13 protein-coding genes are annotated in these 14,957 nt (G+C 71.4%); 6 read left to right on the top strand and 7 right to left on the bottom strand.

Translation table 11 applies throughout. The features are described from left to right. The first annotated feature begins 85 nt into the window (after window positions 1-85). Window positions 86-1,492, top strand: coding sequence for a pitrilysin family protein (locus HV824_RS22160; RefSeq protein WP_176418765.1), 1,407 nt, complete (start codon window positions 86-88; stop codon window positions 1,490-1,492). After that, window positions 1,489-2,958 (top strand): pitrilysin family protein, encoded by a 1,470-nt coding sequence (locus HV824_RS22155; RefSeq protein ID WP_176424157.1) that lies wholly within the window; start codon window positions 1,489-1,491, stop codon window positions 2,956-2,958. Before HV824_RS22160 ends, HV824_RS22155 begins: the two co-directional genes overlap by 4 nt. A gap of 57 nt (window positions 2,959-3,015) precedes the next feature. Here HV824_RS22155 and HV824_RS22150 read toward each other — a convergent pair whose 3' ends face one another. The 5 genes from HV824_RS22150 to HV824_RS22130 form a co-directional block, all read right to left on the bottom strand. Next, window positions 3,016-4,311: a DUF1615 family protein gene (locus tag HV824_RS22150; RefSeq protein ID WP_176424156.1), complete on the bottom strand. Its 1,296-nt coding sequence runs from the start codon at window positions 4,309-4,311 to the stop codon at window positions 3,016-3,018. 135 nt (window positions 4,312-4,446) lie between these two features. Further along, on the bottom strand, window positions 4,447-5,145 hold the full coding sequence (locus tag HV824_RS22145; RefSeq protein WP_255208243.1) for a hypothetical protein: 699 nt from the start codon (window positions 5,143-5,145) through the stop codon (window positions 4,447-4,449). 100 nt (window positions 5,146-5,245) lie between these two features. Then, window positions 5,246-6,055, bottom strand: a complete 810-nt coding sequence (locus tag HV824_RS22140; RefSeq protein WP_176418768.1) for a hypothetical protein — start codon at window positions 6,053-6,055, stop codon at window positions 5,246-5,248. 57 nt (window positions 6,056-6,112) lie between these two features. Continuing rightward, on the bottom strand, window positions 6,113-7,921 hold the full coding sequence (locus HV824_RS22135; protein WP_176424155.1) for an acyl-CoA dehydrogenase: 1,809 nt from the start codon (window positions 7,919-7,921) through the stop codon (window positions 6,113-6,115). A 21-nt stretch (window positions 7,922-7,942) separates the two neighbouring features. Continuing rightward, window positions 7,943-8,248, bottom strand: coding sequence for a hypothetical protein (locus HV824_RS22130; protein ID WP_176424154.1), 306 nt, complete (start codon window positions 8,246-8,248; stop codon window positions 7,943-7,945). 653 nt (window positions 8,249-8,901) lie between these two features. Between HV824_RS22130 and HV824_RS22125 the strand changes: the two genes are divergently transcribed. The 4 genes from HV824_RS22125 to HV824_RS22110 all read left to right on the top strand — a co-directional run bounded on the left by HV824_RS22125 (window position 8,902) and on the right by HV824_RS22110 (window position 13,445). Beyond that, on the top strand, window positions 8,902-11,484 hold the full coding sequence (locus HV824_RS22125; RefSeq protein ID WP_176418770.1) for a PAS domain-containing protein: 2,583 nt from the start codon (window positions 8,902-8,904) through the stop codon (window positions 11,482-11,484). Between the two features lie 3 nt (window positions 11,485-11,487). After that, entirely contained in the window at window positions 11,488-11,946 is a 459-nt protein-coding gene (locus tag HV824_RS22120) for a response regulator (protein ID WP_176418771.1), read from the top strand. Further along, window positions 11,943-13,085 carry a hybrid sensor histidine kinase/response regulator gene (locus tag HV824_RS22115; RefSeq protein WP_176418772.1) on the top strand — a complete coding sequence of 381 codons (1,143 nt, stop codon included), beginning with the start codon at window positions 11,943-11,945 and terminating at the stop codon, window positions 13,083-13,085. Before HV824_RS22120 ends, HV824_RS22115 begins: the two co-directional genes overlap by 4 nt. Window positions 13,086-13,238: 153 nt before the next feature. Then, window positions 13,239-13,445: a hypothetical protein gene (locus tag HV824_RS22110; protein WP_176418773.1), complete on the top strand. Its 207-nt coding sequence runs from the start codon at window positions 13,239-13,241 to the stop codon at window positions 13,443-13,445. 28 nt (window positions 13,446-13,473) lie between these two features. Here the strand turns inward: HV824_RS22110 and HV824_RS22105 are convergent, their stop codons facing one another. Beyond that, window positions 13,474-14,340, bottom strand: coding sequence for a DUF4202 domain-containing protein (locus HV824_RS22105; RefSeq protein WP_176418774.1), 867 nt, complete (start codon window positions 14,338-14,340; stop codon window positions 13,474-13,476). Window positions 14,341-14,503: 163 nt separating this feature from the next. Next, window positions 14,504-14,740: a hypothetical protein gene (locus HV824_RS22100; RefSeq protein WP_163783695.1), complete on the bottom strand. Its 237-nt coding sequence runs from the start codon at window positions 14,738-14,740 to the stop codon at window positions 14,504-14,506. Window positions 14,741-14,957 lie beyond the last annotated feature (217 nt).

The raw sequence follows: 14,957 nt of genomic DNA, 5'->3' as shown, positions 1-14,957 counted from the left end.
GCCCTCCTGGTCAACCCAGGAGGGTGGCACCTGGAATATCGTGCCCCGCCGCCCGTTCCCGGGCGTTCTTCCGACAGGAGCACGGATGTTCCGTCAGTCGTTACTCTGGACCTCGTGTCTGGCCCTGCTCTCCGGCCCCGTGGCCTGTGCGCAGACGCAGGCCAGGCCGGTGGCGAAGTCCGCCGTGGCCGCCGCGCCCAGGCTCGGCGCCGGCATCGAGTCCCGCACCCTCAAGAACGGGCTCAAGGTCATCGTCTGGCCCAACCACGACATTCCCAGTGTCGTCCTCTACAACTGGTTCCGCGTCGGCAGCCGGAACGAGTACCCCGGCATCACCGGCCTGTCCCACTTCTTCGAGCACATGATGTTCAACGGCGCGAAGAAGTACGGCCCCGGTGAGTTCGACCGCGTCATGGAGGCCAACGGCGGCGCGAACAACGCATTCACCTCCGAGGACGTCACCGTCTACATGGACTGGTTCCCGCGCTCCGCGCTCGACGTCATCTTCGACCTCGAGGCCGACCGGCTCCAGCACCTGGCCATCGACCCCAAGGTCACCGAGTCCGAGCGCGGCGTCGTGTACTCGGAGCGCCGCTCCGCCATCGACAACGACAACATGGGCGCCCTGATGGAGCAGGTGCAGGCCACCGCCTTCGTCGCGCACCCGTACCAGTTCCCCGTCATCGGCTGGCCGTCCGACATCGAGTCGTGGCGCATCGAGGACCTCCAGCGCTACTACAAGACGTACTACGCCCCCAACAACGCCACGCTCATCTTCACCGGCGCCGTGACGCCCGCCGAAATCTTCGCGCTCGCGGAGAAGCACCTGGGGCCCATCCCCTCCCAGCCCGCGCCCGAGCCCATCCGCACCAAGGAGCCCGAGCAGCAGGGCGAGCGCCGCATCGTCGTGAAGAAGCAGGCCCAGGCCCCACTCATCCAGTTGGCCTACCACGGCATCTCCGGCAAGGACGCGGACGTGGAGGCGCTCACGCTGCTCCTGGGCATCCTCGCCAACGGTGAGTCCTCGCGGCTGCACCGCCGCCTCGTCGAGGAGGAGCGCGCCGCCCTCCGCGTCAACACCCACTTCAGCCCGGGCTTCGACCCGTCGCTCGTCTGGGTCTACGCGGACTTGCCGCCCGGCGCCGACGTCGCCAGGGTGGAAGGCCTGCTCACCGAGGAGCTGGCCCGCGTCGTCAAGGACGGCGTCAGCGACGCCGAGCTCAAGAAGGCGCGCAACATCACCCTGTCCCAGTTCTGGCGCAGCCTGGAGACCAACAACGGCCGAGGCCGCGCGCTGGGCGCCGCGGAGACGTTCCGCGGTGACTACCGCCAGCTCTTCGACGCGCCTGAGCGCTATGAGCGCGTGACGCGTGACGATGTCCGCGAGGTCGCCGCGCGCATCTTCAACTCGCAGCGCCGCACCGTGGGCTGGCTCGTGCCCGCCGACGCGCGGGCCGCCACCCCCGACTCCCGCAAGGAGGCCTCGCGATGAGCGCCCCCCTCACCTGGAAGGCCGCGTTCACCACGCTGCTGCTGTCCTCCGTCCCCGCCGCGGCCCAGGGCTCCGCCGCTGCTCCGAAGGCCGCCGCTGCGGCCCCGGCACAGCAGGGCGTGACGCTCCCCAAGGCCACCACCGTCACGCTGAAGAACGGCGCGAAGCTCCTGCTCGTGGAGCGCAAGGAGCTGCCGCTCGTCTCGTTCAGCGCGTGGGTGCGCGGCGGCGCCCTGGGCGACCCCGCCGGCAAGGAGGGCCTGGCCTCGCTCACTGGCGAGCTGCTGCAGAAGGGCGCTGGCGGCCGTGACGCGCGTCAGTTCGCCGAGGCCGTGGACGGCGTGGGCGGCGACATTCAGGTGGCCGCCAACCTGGAGGCCCTGGTCATCAGCGGCCAGTTCATGTCGCGCGACACCGGGCTGATGGTGGAGCTGCTCACCGACATGCTCACGCGCCCGCGCTTCGACGCGAAGGAGCTGGAGAAGGTCCGCGCGCGCAAGGCCTCTGAAATCACCGCCGCGAAGGATGGCGACCCGCGCATGCTGATTGGCGCGTACTTCCAGGCCTTCCACTTCGCCGGGCACCCGTATGGCACGCCCGTCAACGGCAGCGAGGCGTCCCTGCCCGGCCTGTCCCGCGAGGACGTGCTCGCGTACGCGAAGCACCACCTGGGCGCGGACCGGCTCATCCTGTCCGTGGTGGGTGACTTCGACGCGAAGGCGCTCGCGAAGAAGCTGGAGTCCTCGCTCGGCGGCTGGGCGCGCGCCGCCGCGCCCGCGCCCACCGTGTCCGCCACCGCCGCCTCCAAGGGCCGGCGCGTGCTGCTGGTGGACAAGCCGGACGCCACCCAGACGTACTTCTGGATTGGCAACACCGGCATCTCCCGCGATGACCCGGACCGGGCCGCGGTGCGGGTCGCCGAGACGGTGTTCGGCGGGCGCTTCACCTCGCTGCTCAACACCGAGCTGCGCGTGAAGTCCGGCCTCAGCTACGGCGCCAGCTCCGTGTTCATCCGCCACACGCGCCCGGGGCCCGTCATCATCGCCTCGTACACGAAGACGGAGTCCACGGGCCGCGCCATCGACCTGGCGCTGGAGACGCTCGCCGGCTACCGGAAGGCCGGCATGGATGACGCCATGCTCGCCTCCGCGAAGTCGTATGTGCTGGGGCAGTTCCCGCCCACGCTGGAGACCGGGGCGCAGGTGGCGGGCAAGCTGTCGGAGCTGGCCTTCTACGGCCTGGACGCCAGCGACGTGGACGGCTTCGCCAGCGCCGTCTCCGCCACGACGCGCCAGGGCGTGCACGGCATCATCCAGCGCAAGCTCCCCGCGCCAGAGGACCTCACCTTCGTCCTCATCGGCAAGGCGTCGGACATCCGGGAGGCGGCTCGCAAGTACGGCGCCGTCACGGAGATGAAGATCTCCGACAAGCGCTACTCGCCGCCCTCCGCGCCCGCGAAGCCCTGAGCCCCGCCGCGCACCGCCGGCTCCGGAAGGAATCGGACCGGCGGTGCCTGGCGCTCTTCACTCCTTCGCCGTCAGCGCGCGGTAGCGCGTCATGCAGTTCTGGAAGCGCCGGTCCACCGAGCGCGCGAACCACGCGGTGGTCAGCTCGCGCTTCAGCTTCGGACTGTGGAGCGTCACCCGGGGAAGCTGGGCGTAGGACGGCGCTTCGCCCGTCTCCCGCTGGTAGACGCGTTTCACCGCGCGGAACGTGTCGGTGGATTCGAAGTCCAGCGCCTTCTCCTCGCGCACGTCGCGGCGCACCTGCCGCTCGCTGAGCTCCTCCGGGGCGAAGCGCAGACGGAAGGCCAGCAGCGCCAGCAGCGACTTGCTGTCCTCGTCGCGCGGCTGCCCCTGCTTGTCATAGAGCTGGAGGTCTCCGTCGGGCGCCAGGGGATGGCCGGTGAGGCGGCTCACCTGCGACTGGAGCGCGGCGTTGCGTGAGGCATAGACGCCCGCGTTGTAGTCCGCGAAGCGGAAGAGGGGCTCGGGGTAGGCGGCCTCGTAACCCAGCAGCCGCGCGGTGCCGTAGCGCACGCCGCCCGCGCGGGTGTACATCGACTCGCGCACCTCGGCCGGGTCCGCGTCCTCGCCCGCCTTCTGCATCGCGTAGCGCACGCTCACCTGCATGGAGCCAGCGGTGGTGACGGGGTTGAACGCGTTCAGGTTCCCCGAAGCGAAGACGCCGCTGGCGAAGTCCACGACCTTGAAGGCGCTCGGGTATTCGTTCTCGTAGTACGCGAGCATGTCGCGGAAGAGCCGGTCCAGGTCGCGCTCGGTGCGCAGCGCGCGCAGCCGCTCGTCGAACGTCTTCTTGCTGCCCTTCGCCCGGCCTTCCAGCACCGACGCCAGGACCTTACGGCCCAGCGGGCCCAGCTTGTTCGCGTGTTCGTCCAGACGCGCGCGGACCATCTTCGGGAGCCCCGGGACGGCCGGGTCGACCTTGTAGCCGGACTCCTGTTCGATGACGGCCAGCACCGAGCACACCGCGGGCGGTGACGGGGCGAGTTCCTCCACCTCCAGCGCGGCCAGCACGTCCCGGGCCCAGCCCTCGCGGTCCTGGAGCCGCGGAGGCATCAGCCTGGCGACCTGTGACGCGGAGAGCTGTGGCAGCGCTGGAATGGAGGGCTGGGCCGAGCCCGCTCCGCGCGTCGCGCATGCGGTCATCATGCCCAGCGCGAGCAGCATCCCCAGCCGGGCGCGGCCACGGCGGGGCGCCTGTGTCCAGGTGGGCTTCGCGGCGAAGGTCACCCACAGGCCGCGCCACGCACGGCGCCAGCCGGACGTGGGGGACCGCGGTGGAAGGGGCTCCTGCATGCGCTCGCCTCCGGGGCTTGGGCCCCGATATCTCAGGAGGCGCGCGGCGCTGGCGAAAGCCATGAGCCCTTGCGCTTGCCCGGTGTCCGGGCAGGGCCTCCCTGGTGGCATGCCCTACCACGGCGCGAGCCCACCTCAGCGACGGATCTGCACGTCGCGCGCGACGGTGCGGCCCCCCATGAGGACGAACTGCGCACGCACCGGCGTGCCTTCCCGCAGCTGCCGCAGCGGCACCTTTCGTCCCTGCCGCAGGCCTCGGCTGCGCTGGTCCAGCTCCAGCTCGTAGACGCCGCCCTCCCGGTCCTTCACGGTGAGGGTGTTCCGCTTCACCTGCGTGACGCGCCCACTCACGGAGCTGGAGGCGATGATGACGTCCTCCAGGGGCGCGTTCCCCGCGCCGCCCTGTCCCGTCTCCACCGTCGCGTGCTGCGCCGCGCGCGCCGCGCCCAGGTACCAGTCCTCGTCCTCCCGGGCCTGGACCGCCTCGGAGCCAATCATCACCCGGCTCGCCGCCGCCTGCTGCTGCGTCGTCCGCGGCGCGGCGGACTCCGCCACCGGGGCCGGCGCGCGCACGGGTGCGCCCTCCATCGGAGCCACGGACGTGTCGCTCATGGCCGTGGGCGCTCGCGCCAAAGTGTTCTCTCCGGGAGCCTGTTCCCGCACCGCCGTCGCGGGCTGGAGCGCCGCGGGCGCTGTCGCGCTGTCCACCTCCATCACGGGCTCGCGTTCAAGGGCCCCGGCCGCCGTGTCCGCTTCCATGCCGCTGGGCGTCACCACCGCCGCCCGAGGCTCCCGCTCACGGCAACCCGTCGTCATCGCGAAGAGTCCCAGCATCCCCACCCACGCCCATCCTCTTCCCATACTGTTCCCCTCGAGTTCCCAGTCGCTCCGTTTCGCGGCTTCCAATGCAAGCGGTGTGCGCAGCCCCTCCGCGTCACGCAGGCAGCGCGCGGGCCACGGCCTTCACGTGTGAGCGCACCAACTCGCGGGCGCCCATCAGCTCCGTGGCGTCCCGCGGCGCATAGCCCAGGCACAGCACCACGTCGTCCTCCGGCGCCGTCCGCACGCCCAGCTTCACGTAGTCCAGGGTGCGCGGCACGGGCTCGCCGTCGGCGTCCCGGTTGAAGCGGCCGAACACCGTGGCATTCGTCCCTCGTCGCGGCGCCGTCTCCTTCAGGGCGAACATCCGCCGTATCGCGGCGAGCGCCTCCGGCTGCCCCATCAGCACTTCCGGACGCGCGGGCCCGCCCAGCTCCCACTCCAACAAGCGAAGGCAGCCTCGGACGAACTCCACGTCGGTGATGACCAGCCCGTACAGGTACCAGTCCGCGCAGGCCACCTGCACCAGCCTCGCCTGGGCGTCCGTCAGCCAACCGAACGAGGGGCAGGTGAACGTCTCGCACACGGATGAGCGGTACACGCCGCAGTCCCGCAGGTCCGTGCCGCCCGTCACCAGCGGGTGGGCAAGGCAGCCCACCTGCTTGCGCTCGGAGTCCAGGAAGCCCAGCAGGGGGCACACCCGCACGGCGGAGAACATGGGCTCGGCGCGACGGGCCGCGAGCAACTCACGGGCGGCTTCGCGCCACGCCGAGGCTTCCCACGGCACGCGGCGCAGCCGCTCCGTCTGCATGGAGAGCTGCTCCGCCACGGCCAGGCGGGAATGGTCCCGGAAATTGTAGAGGCCGCAGCAGGCTCCACACGACGCGCCTCCACCGGGCTGGCACAGGTGGAAAGAAACAGTCACCCTTCACATCTTACGAGCTCAAACGATTCATGCAGGAGAATCGTCCGAGGCGTCTCCTCAGAACCACTCCGGGCGCATGCGCGCGTAGGAGTCCTCTCCTGTCCGGCAGAGCCGGGCGAGCAGCGGTACCCGAGGCAGCTCCACCGCGAACCAGTACTGCGCCGCCGCCAGCTTGCCCTCGTAGAAGTCGGGCGCGGGGTCGCCACGCCCCAGCGCTTCCTTCGCGGCCGCGGCCTGGGCCAGCCAGCGCCAGGCCACCGCGAGCACGCTGAAGAGCTCCAGGAAGTCCGCGCTGTGGCGCAGCATCAGCTCCACCTCGCCGGACATGCCACGCGCGCCCAGCTCCGTCACCACGGTGGTGGTCTCCGCCAGGGCCTGTTCGAGCGCCTCGCCCCACTCCGGCGTCACGCCCGCCGCGCGCGCTCGCGCCACCGTGGCGCCCACCTCCTCCGTGAAGGCCTGGAGCGCCGCGCCGCCGCCGGCCACCACCTTGCGCCCCAGCAGGTCGAGGCCCTGGATGCCGGTGGTGCCCTCGTGGATGCTGTTGAGCTTCTGGTCTCTCAGCCAGGCCTCGGGCAGGTACTCGCTGGAGTAGCCGTAGCCTCCATGCACCTGCACCGCGAGCGCGTTGGCCTCGAAGCCCCGCTCGGCGGGGAACGACTTCGCCACCGGCGTCAGCAGGTCCACCAGCAGGCCCGCGCGCTGGCGGGTGGCGTCGTCCTGGCCATGCTCCGCGAGGTCCGCCTGGTACGACGCGGCGAGCAGCAGCGACAGGCCCCCTTCGACGATGGCCTTCTGCCGCAGCAGCATCCGCCGCACATCCGCGTGTTCGATGATGGGCGTCTGCGGCCGCGTGGCGTCGCGCACGCCGGCGGGCCGGCCCTGGGGACGCTCACGCGCGTAGGCCACGGCCTCGTGGTACGCCACCGTCGCGGTGGCCACCCCGTTCATGCCCACCATGATGCGCGCCTCGTTCATCATCTGGAACATGCACGCCAGGCCGCGTCCCGGAGGCCCCACCAGCCAGCCGTGGCAGTCACCTGATTCACCGTAGTTGAGGGCGAGGCTGGGGATGCCCTTCCAGCCAATCTTGTGGATGACGCCCGCCACGCGGACGTCGTTGTCCACCAGCGCGTCGCCCTCCGGCCGCCGCGAGGGCACCGCGAAGAGGGAGATGCCCCGCGTGCCGCCCTCCGCGCCTTCGATGCGCGCCAGCGTCAGGTGCACCACATTCTCACTGAAGTCCTGGTCCGCGCCGCTGATGAAGATCTTCGAGCCCTGGATGCGCCAGCTGCCGTCCGGCGCGGGCGTCGCGCGGGTCCGCACGTCCGCGAGGCTGCTGCCCGCCTGCGGCTCGGTGAGGGCCATGGTGCCCGTCCATTCGCCCCGGTACATCGGCTCCATGAAGGCCGCCTTCACCTCCGGCGTGCCGAACACCTCCAGCAGGTGCGCCGCGCCCAGCGTCAGGCCCAGCCAGGCGTAGACGCTCAGGTTGGCCGCCATGAGGTAGGCGGTGGACACCGCGTGCACGGTGAGCGGCAGCTGCTGTCCTCCGACGTCGGGCGGGCGCGAGGCGGTGAGCAGGCCCAGCTCCACCAGGCGCGGGTACAAGTCGCGCATCAGCGGGTGGACGTGGACGCGCCCGTCGCGGAAGGACGGGGGCTGGGCGTCCATGGCGCGGTAGGTGGGGTAGAGCACCTCGCGCGCGAAGCGGCGCGTGCTGTCCAGCAGCAGGGTGAAGGTGTCGCGGGAGTGCTCCGCGAACGCGGGCAGGGCGCACAGCGCCGTGGCATCCAGCACCTCGTAGAGCTGGAAGTCCACGTCGCGGTCCGACAGCAGCGGATTGGGGCGGGGCGCGGTCGTCATGCCCCGGTGTTAACAGGCGCGCTAGTAGGACGCGAAGGCGGACTCGAAGTCGAGGTCGTCGTCCGGAGCCTCGCACCGGATGTCGCGCACCGCGTCGGGCCGGGCGGCCCACTCCGGGGGACTGTCGCCACCCACCAGGGGCATGACGGACACGCCGAGCAGCGCCGTGGTCAGGGCCGTCTCCATGGACTCCATCAGCGGCTCCTGGGAGCGGTGCCACCAGCGGTGGTGCCCCCGCTTCCGCCGGCGCAGCCGCTCCAGACACGAAGGGCCCAGCACCTGGACGCCGGCGCCGCCCAGCGCCGCGAGCGCCCATCCACAGGGCATGGAGGACACGCCCTGCGGCCGTCTCCGGTAGGGACGCGGCGGTGCGTGGATGTCCAAGGGCCGGGACGTCGCCAGGGGCCGCGCGGGTGCGCGCGTCCCACCCCGCACGCGCCACGGCGCGGGACGGACTCGACGGGGAGATGGGCTCCACATGGGGGTGTCACGCTCCTCACGCGGCCTATCCCTCTCAGGCGACATCCGCTCGCGGAAGGTGGTGTCCCCTCCCTGAACCCGCCATGTGGGAGTTGCTCGCTCCCTGGCCGGAGGGTGGCAGTGGGGATGAGACGAAGAGGGCCCGCCTGCCCGCCTGCCCGGGCTGCGTCCTGGGCGTGCGACGGCCGAAGCGCCTCACCCTCGCTGAGGGGCCGATTCCAAGGAGACCTCGCGGTGTCCTGGCATCCGCGCCCGTGCCTGAGGGCTTCGTAGGTCAGGTTGCTGGTGACGTCTGTCATTGCGGGCGGTGTGTCTGTCTGGTTTGTTCGTGCAATGGCAGGCATCTGCGGTGGCGGGGCATTGACAGGGAATCCACGACGCCCGCCTCCCTGACCGCCCGGCGTGAGACCTGCCCTTCCTGGGGACTGTCCGCTGCTGAAAAGCCGTCTCCCGCCAGGAGGGTGTGGCCCCGTGCGGGCTGTTAAGGTCGAGTGCCTTCCATGACGCACCCCCTCCGTAGTCCTCCGGATGCGGCCCCGGAGTCCCAGCGCCCGGTTCCGGTGCTCCCAGGCGTGGACGCCTTGCAGTTGCTCTCCGAGAGCATCCCCCAGCTCATCTGGGTCGCCCGCGCGGACGGCCATCACGAGTACTACAACGCTCGTTGGTACACCTACACGGGCCTCACCCCCGAGCAGGCACTGGGGGCGGGCTGGCGGTTGGCCTTCCACCCCGATGACCTGGAGGAGGCGGGCCGGCGCTGGGCGGACTCCCTGCGCACCGGCGCGCCCTATGAGGTGGAGTACCGCTGCCGCCGCCATGACGGCGTGTGGCGCTGGCACCTGGGGCGGGGGCACCCGGTGCGCGACGACAGCGGGCGCATCGTCAAATGGTTCGGCACCTGTACGGACATCGAAGAGCAGAAGCGCGCCGCGGAGTCCCTGCGCGTGCTGGCCGAGGCGGGCGCGCTGCTGTCGTCGTCCTCGCTGGATTACGAGGCGACGCTCTCGGCGCTGACGCGGCTGGTGGTGCCGTCGCTGGCGGACTGGTGCGCCATTGAAATCGCCTACGAGGATGGCTCCACGCGCCAGGTGGGCGTGGCGCATGTGGACCCGGAGAAGGTGCGCTACGCGGAGGAGCTGCGTGTGCGTTACCCGCCGCGCCATGAGGACCCCTCCGGCGTGCTGTCCGTCATCCGCACGGGGGTGTCGGTGGTGCTGCCGGAGGTCCCGGATGCGCTGCTGGTGGCCGGGACCCGTGACGCGGAGCATCTGCGCATCGCGCGGGAGCTGGGGCTGCGCTCCGCCATGCTGGTGCCCCTGACGGCGCGTGGCCGCACCATTGGCGCGCTGTCGCTGGTGCACGCGGAGTCAGGCCGGCGCTTCGCCCAGACGGACCTCCTGCTGGCCACGCAGCTGGCCGAGCGCGCGGCGGTGGCGCTGGACAACGCCCGGCTCATCAAGGACGCGCGGCGGATGGAGCTGCGCTTCCGCTCGCTGGTCACCGCCTCCACCCAGGCCGTCTGGGTGACGCGCCCCGACGGCGACATCGAGGAGGACAGCCCGTCCTGGCGCGCCTTCACCGGCCGGACGTACGCGCAGTGGCGGGGACACGAGTGGCTTTCGGCCGTGCATCCCGAGGACCGGGACACCGCGGCGCGGAGCTGGTTCGCCACGGTGGAGCAGCGCCGCCCCTATGACGCGGAGTACCGCCTGGCCCGCCCGGACGGGCGCTACACCCCCGTGCGCGTGCGGGCGGTGCCGGTGCTCAACCCGGACGGCGGCGTGCGCGAATGGGTGGGCACCACCACGGACGTCTCCGCCCAGCGCCAGGTGGAGGACGCCGCCCGCCGCCTGGAGCGCGAGGCGGCCGCGCGCCGGCTGGAGGCGCTGCGCGCGGAGGTGAGCCTCGCCCTGGCGCGCGAGGACGCCCTGGCGGAGATTCTCCAGGACTGCGCCAGCGCACTGGTGACGCACCTGGGGGCGCGGACGGCGCGGCTGTGGCTGTACTCGCGCGACACCCACACCCTGGAGCTGGCGGGCAACGCGGGCCCCAACGCGCCGCCGCGCGACAAGTGGGCTCGAATCCGGGTGGACGGCCCCAGCCTGGTGAGCGAGGTGGCCCGCCTGCGCGCTCAGCTCCGCGTGGATGACCTGACAGGCGACACGCGCGTCCTGGACGGCGGCTGGTTGAAGGAGACGGGCGTGCGCGCGTTCTCGGGCATGCCGCTGATGGTGCGTGGGCAATTGGTGGGAGTGCTCGGCGTCTATGGCAGGGAGCCGCTGGGCGAGGACGCGGCGGTCGCGCTGGCGGCGGTGTCGGACGCCATCGCCCAGGGCGTGGAGCGCCGCCGCGCCGAGGAGGGGTTGCAGCAGCGCGCCCAGGAGCTGGCCCGCTCCAACGAGGAGCTCCAGCAGTTCGCCTACGTGGCCTCGCACGACTTGCAGGAGCCGCTGCGCATGGTGGCCAGCTATACCCAGCTGCTGGGCCGGCGCTACAAGGGCAGGCTGGACGCGGACGCGGACGAGTTCATCCACTACGCGGTGGACGGGGTGAATCGCATGCAGCGGCTCATCCAGGACCTGCTGGCCTATTCGCGGGTGGGCACGCGAGGCTGGGACAGGCGCCCTTGCGACGCGGGACGGGCGCTGGAGCGGGCGACCGCGAACCTGCGGGCGGCCATCCAGGAGACGCAGGCCTCGGTGGAGCTCGGCCCGTTGCCGGCGGTGCTCGCGGACGAGACGCAGCTCACCCAGTTGTTCCAGAACCTGGTGGGCAACGCGCTCAAGTTCCACGGCGCCGCGCCGCCCCGGGTGCGGGTGAGCGCCGAGCCGCGGGGAGCGGCGGTCCGCTTCACCGTGCGCGACTGGGGCATTGGCATCTCCCCCGAGTACTTCGAGCGCATCTTCGTCATCTTCCAACGGCTCCACGGCAAGGAGGAGTACCCGGGCACGGGGATTGGCCTGGCCATCTGCAAGAAAATCGTCGAGCGCCATGGGGGCCGCATCGGCGTGGAGTCCCAGCCAGGTGAAGGCACGGCCTTCTGGTTCACGCTGCCCGCCGTACCGTCCCATCCGGAGTCTTGAGACATGCGCCACGACGCGACTGGCAGCCCGATTGAAATCCTCCTGGTGGAAGACAACCCCGGCGACGTGCGGTTGACCATCGAAGCCTTCAAGGAAGGCAAGGTGAGCAACCGCCTGTCGGTGGCGCGCGACGGCGTGGAGGCGCTGTCCTTCCTGCGGCGCCAGGGCGCGTACGCGGACGCCGCCCGGCCCGACCTCATCCTGCTGGACCTCAACCTGCCTCGGAAGGACGGACGCGAGGTGCTGGCCGAAATCAAGGTCGACCCGGCCCTGCGCCGCATCCCGGTGGTGGTGCTCACCACGTCGAAGGCGGAAGAGGACATCCTGCGCACCTACGACTTGCACGCGAACTGCTACATCGCCAAGCCGGTGGACCTGGAGCAGTTCATCTCCGTGGTGCGCTCCATTGACGACTTCTGGTTGTCCGTCGTCCGGCTGCCCCCCAAGCCCGAGGCTTCATGAGCGACCGGAGCGTGGACGGGCGCCCCCTGCGCCTGCTGCTGGTGGAGGACAACGCGGGCGACGCGCGGCTGCTCCAGGAGGAGCTGAAGGAGATTGCCACCGCGCGCTTCGACGTCCTCCACGTGGAGCGGCTGGCGGACGCGGTGCACGTGCTGGGCAGCGCCGACGTGGACGCGGTGCTGCTCGATTTGTCGCTGCCGGACGGGCAGGGGTTGGCCAACATCCCCCGCCTGCTCAACGCCGCGCCGTCGGTGCCGCTGGTGGTGCTCACCGGCACGGACGACGAGCAGCTGGCGGTGCAGGCCGTGCACGAGGGCGCGCAGGACTACCTGGTGAAGGGGCAGGTGACGGGGGCGCTGCTGGTGCGGGCGCTGCGCTACGCCATCGAGCGCAAGCGCGTGGAGGAGGGGCTCAAGCGCGAGGAGGCGGCGCGGCAGACGGCGGTGTTCCGCGAGCAGTTCCTGGGCGTCCTGGGACATGACCTGCGCAACCCGTTGCAGGCCATCTCCGGCAACGCGGCCCTGCTGCTGCGCTACGGCGTGCTGGCGGAGCCGCAGCGCAAGGCCGTCAACCGCATCTCCATCTCCGCGGACCGGATGGCGCGGATGATCAACGACCTGCTGGACTTCACGCGCACCCGGCTGGGCGGCGGCTACCCGCTGACGCGCGCGCGGGTGAACCTGCATGACGTGCTGCGGCAGGTGGTGGAGGAGCTGGAGGTGGCGCACCCCATGCGGCGCTTCGAGCTGACCCTGTCCGGCAAGGGCTGGGGTGAATGGGACGCGGACCGCATCGCCCAGGCGGCCTCCAACCTGGTGGGCAACGCCGTGCAGTATTCCCCCGAGGACACGTCCGTCTGCGTGTCGGTGCGCGACGAGGAGGGCGGCGTCCGGATGGAGGTGCACAACTGGGGTCTGCCCATTCCCCAGGAGCGGCTACCTCACATCTTCGACCCCTTCGTGCGCGCACAGGACATGCGCAGCGCGCAGCGCAACGGGCTGGGGCTGGGGCTCTACATCACCCATGAAATCGTGCGGGCCCACGGCGGCCTGTTGCGGGTGACGTCCACGCCGGAAGAGGGCACGCGCTTCTGGCTGTGTCTGCCGCGCTTCGAGAAGCCAGACATGCTTTCGCGCTAGGCAGCCTGCCCGCTGGGCGGGCGGACATCCATGGCGGGGACGGCCGGGGAAGCAGCGCCGTGAGCGGCGGGACGACACACCTTTCCAGGGTGAAGCCAACGTGGCCGTGTTCGCCTCCGTGGCGCGCGGCCCCCCGCAAGCGAGGCTCAGCTCATGGTAATCCTTGGCGCCACCATCCTGGGAGTCGTCATCTTCGCCGTCCTCATCATGGCCGTGATTCTGGGCGGAGCCATGGGCAACAAGCAGGAGCGCAACCTGCGTGAGGTTACCGAGCGGCAGCGGGCCGCCGGCATCACGGGCGACGTCACCATGAACGACAACGCCCTGGGCGGGCTGCCGGACCGGACCGTGCACGCGTAGCGGTGGCGGCCCGCGCGCGCCGTCCCGCTCAGGCCGTGCCGTCCACTGGAAAGTGGGCGGCGAGCAGGACCTCGAGCTGGCCGCGCACGGCCGGCGCCAGGCGCATGTGTCCCAGCCAGCGCAGGTGTTCGGGCCGCAGCCGCGCGAGCATCCGGGCCACCTGCCGGCGGCGGTGCTCGGGCGCGGCCTCCCGGAACCAGGCGGAGGACTCCCGGCAGAAGAACGCCAGCGCATCCGCGGAGTCCAGCAGCGACACGTCCCGCGCGTTGGCGGGGCGCGCGTCGCGCTTCAGCAGCTCCCGCACGCGCCTGCAGGTGGCGTCATCCGCGCCGGCCTCCTCCAGCACCTGCACCGCGCGGTCCGCGCGCGCCTGTGTCGTGGGTTGCTCCCCTTCCTGTTCATGGAAGAAGGCCGCGGCCTGCGGCGGGAGGTCCACGTCCGGCCGCAGCCGGAGCGTCCATTGCCAGGCATCCACCGCGCGGTGGAACTCCGCGCGCACCTGCGGCTGCTTCAAGTCGTGCAGGGAGCGGTGCCGCGCCAGCAGCCGGCTGAAGAGCGGCGTGGCCGAAGCCGCGTTGCGGCGCCGCACCAGGCATTGATAGCGGGTGAGGATTTCCAGCGCGGCCACGACGAGCGCCTCACTGCTCGCGCCGTCCAGGTGCAAGGACAGCCATTCGCTGCGCTCCGCCGCCTCGAAGACGCGCGCGTCCCAAGCGATGGGGTCGAAGGCCGGTGCGTTCCATTCGGATGCGTCCAGATAGAGCACGTTGCCGCCGCGCCCGGCGGCCAGGGGCGCCAACTGCACGGTGGGAAACGTGTGCTGCACCAGCGGCCAGCCATGTCCGGCGGCGGGGCCCTCGGAGCGGAAGTCGGAGAGCAGGAGCTGGCGCAGCATGGGGGCCTCCAGGTTGGGCCCCAAGCTGGCGTCAGGAGCCCCCCATGCCTACTCCCTCCAGGAGTCCCGGCTCCGCGTGGGCTGGTCAACGGAGGCTCCAGCGGTGGGACGCTCCCTCGTCCCATGGAAGCGCGCACCGCCGGGGCCTGTCTGCTGAAGGCCGCTAGGGCCGGCCCAGGTCCGCGGGCTGGTTGAAGGCGTACGCGCTGGCGCCAGGAGCCTGGTCCTCGTGGAACAGCGGGCACTTGGCGCAGGTGAAGCCATCCCAGTCCTTCTTCACCGCGACGTCGATGCAGCCGCCGTAGAAGCGGCAGTGCACGTTGCGGTGCTCGTCGATGGAGAAGGACTCGGCCCGCAGCGGAAGGCGGAACTCGGTGGGTCGTGGCTGTGGACAGGACATGGTGCCTCTCTTGCCCCCCTCATGGGACGTGTCATTCCTCTACCTGTCATTGCGCCGCGTCATTCCCGGCGCGTCCGAGGCCACCCGCGCCGTGTGTCGCACGGGCTCATGGGGGCCAGCAGGAAGGGACTGCACTCTTTAATGATGAGGGGCCCTGGCGCGCATCCATCCGGGCGCGTCCGAGGCGGGGGGGGGCGCGCCCGGATGGATGCGCGCC

The sequence above is a fragment of the Myxococcus sp. AM009 genome (assembly GCF_013372605.1).
In the GTDB taxonomy this organism is placed as follows: domain Bacteria; phylum Myxococcota; class Myxococcia; order Myxococcales; family Myxococcaceae; genus Myxococcus; species Myxococcus vastator.
The sequence above is the reverse complement of the archived record's forward strand: the minus strand, read 5'-3'. Positions and strand labels throughout refer to the sequence as shown.

Excerpts from the sequence above, each read along its gene's own strand:
- HV824_RS22115 (WP_176418772.1), top strand. The coding sequence starts at position 11,943 with ATGAGCGACCGGAGCGTGGACGGGCGCCCCCTGCGCCTGCTGCTGGTG.
- HV824_RS22105 (WP_176418774.1), bottom strand. The coding sequence starts at position 14,340 with ATGCTGCGCCAGCTCCTGCTCTCCGACTTCCGCTCCGAGGGCCCCGCC.
- HV824_RS22135 (WP_176424155.1), bottom strand. The coding sequence starts at position 7,921 with ATGACGACCGCGCCCCGCCCCAATCCGCTGCTGTCGGACCGCGACGTG.
- HV824_RS22145 (WP_255208243.1), bottom strand. The coding sequence starts at position 5,145 with ATGCTGGGACTCTTCGCGATGACGACGGGTTGCCGTGAGCGGGAGCCT.
- HV824_RS22130 (WP_176424154.1), bottom strand. The coding sequence starts at position 8,248 with ATGCCCTGTGGATGGGCGCTCGCGGCGCTGGGCGGCGCCGGCGTCCAG.
- HV824_RS22125 (WP_176418770.1), top strand. The coding sequence starts at position 8,902 with ATGACGCACCCCCTCCGTAGTCCTCCGGATGCGGCCCCGGAGTCCCAG.
- HV824_RS22100 (WP_163783695.1), bottom strand. The coding sequence starts at position 14,740 with ATGTCCTGTCCACAGCCACGACCCACCGAGTTCCGCCTTCCGCTGCGG.
- HV824_RS22160 (WP_176418765.1), top strand. The coding sequence starts at position 86 with ATGTTCCGTCAGTCGTTACTCTGGACCTCGTGTCTGGCCCTGCTCTCC.
- HV824_RS22150 (WP_176424156.1), bottom strand. The coding sequence starts at position 4,311 with ATGCAGGAGCCCCTTCCACCGCGGTCCCCCACGTCCGGCTGGCGCCGT.
- HV824_RS22110 (WP_176418773.1), top strand. The coding sequence starts at position 13,239 with ATGGTAATCCTTGGCGCCACCATCCTGGGAGTCGTCATCTTCGCCGTC.
- HV824_RS22120 (WP_176418771.1), top strand. The coding sequence starts at position 11,488 with ATGCGCCACGACGCGACTGGCAGCCCGATTGAAATCCTCCTGGTGGAA.
- HV824_RS22155 (WP_176424157.1), top strand. The coding sequence starts at position 1,489 with ATGAGCGCCCCCCTCACCTGGAAGGCCGCGTTCACCACGCTGCTGCTG.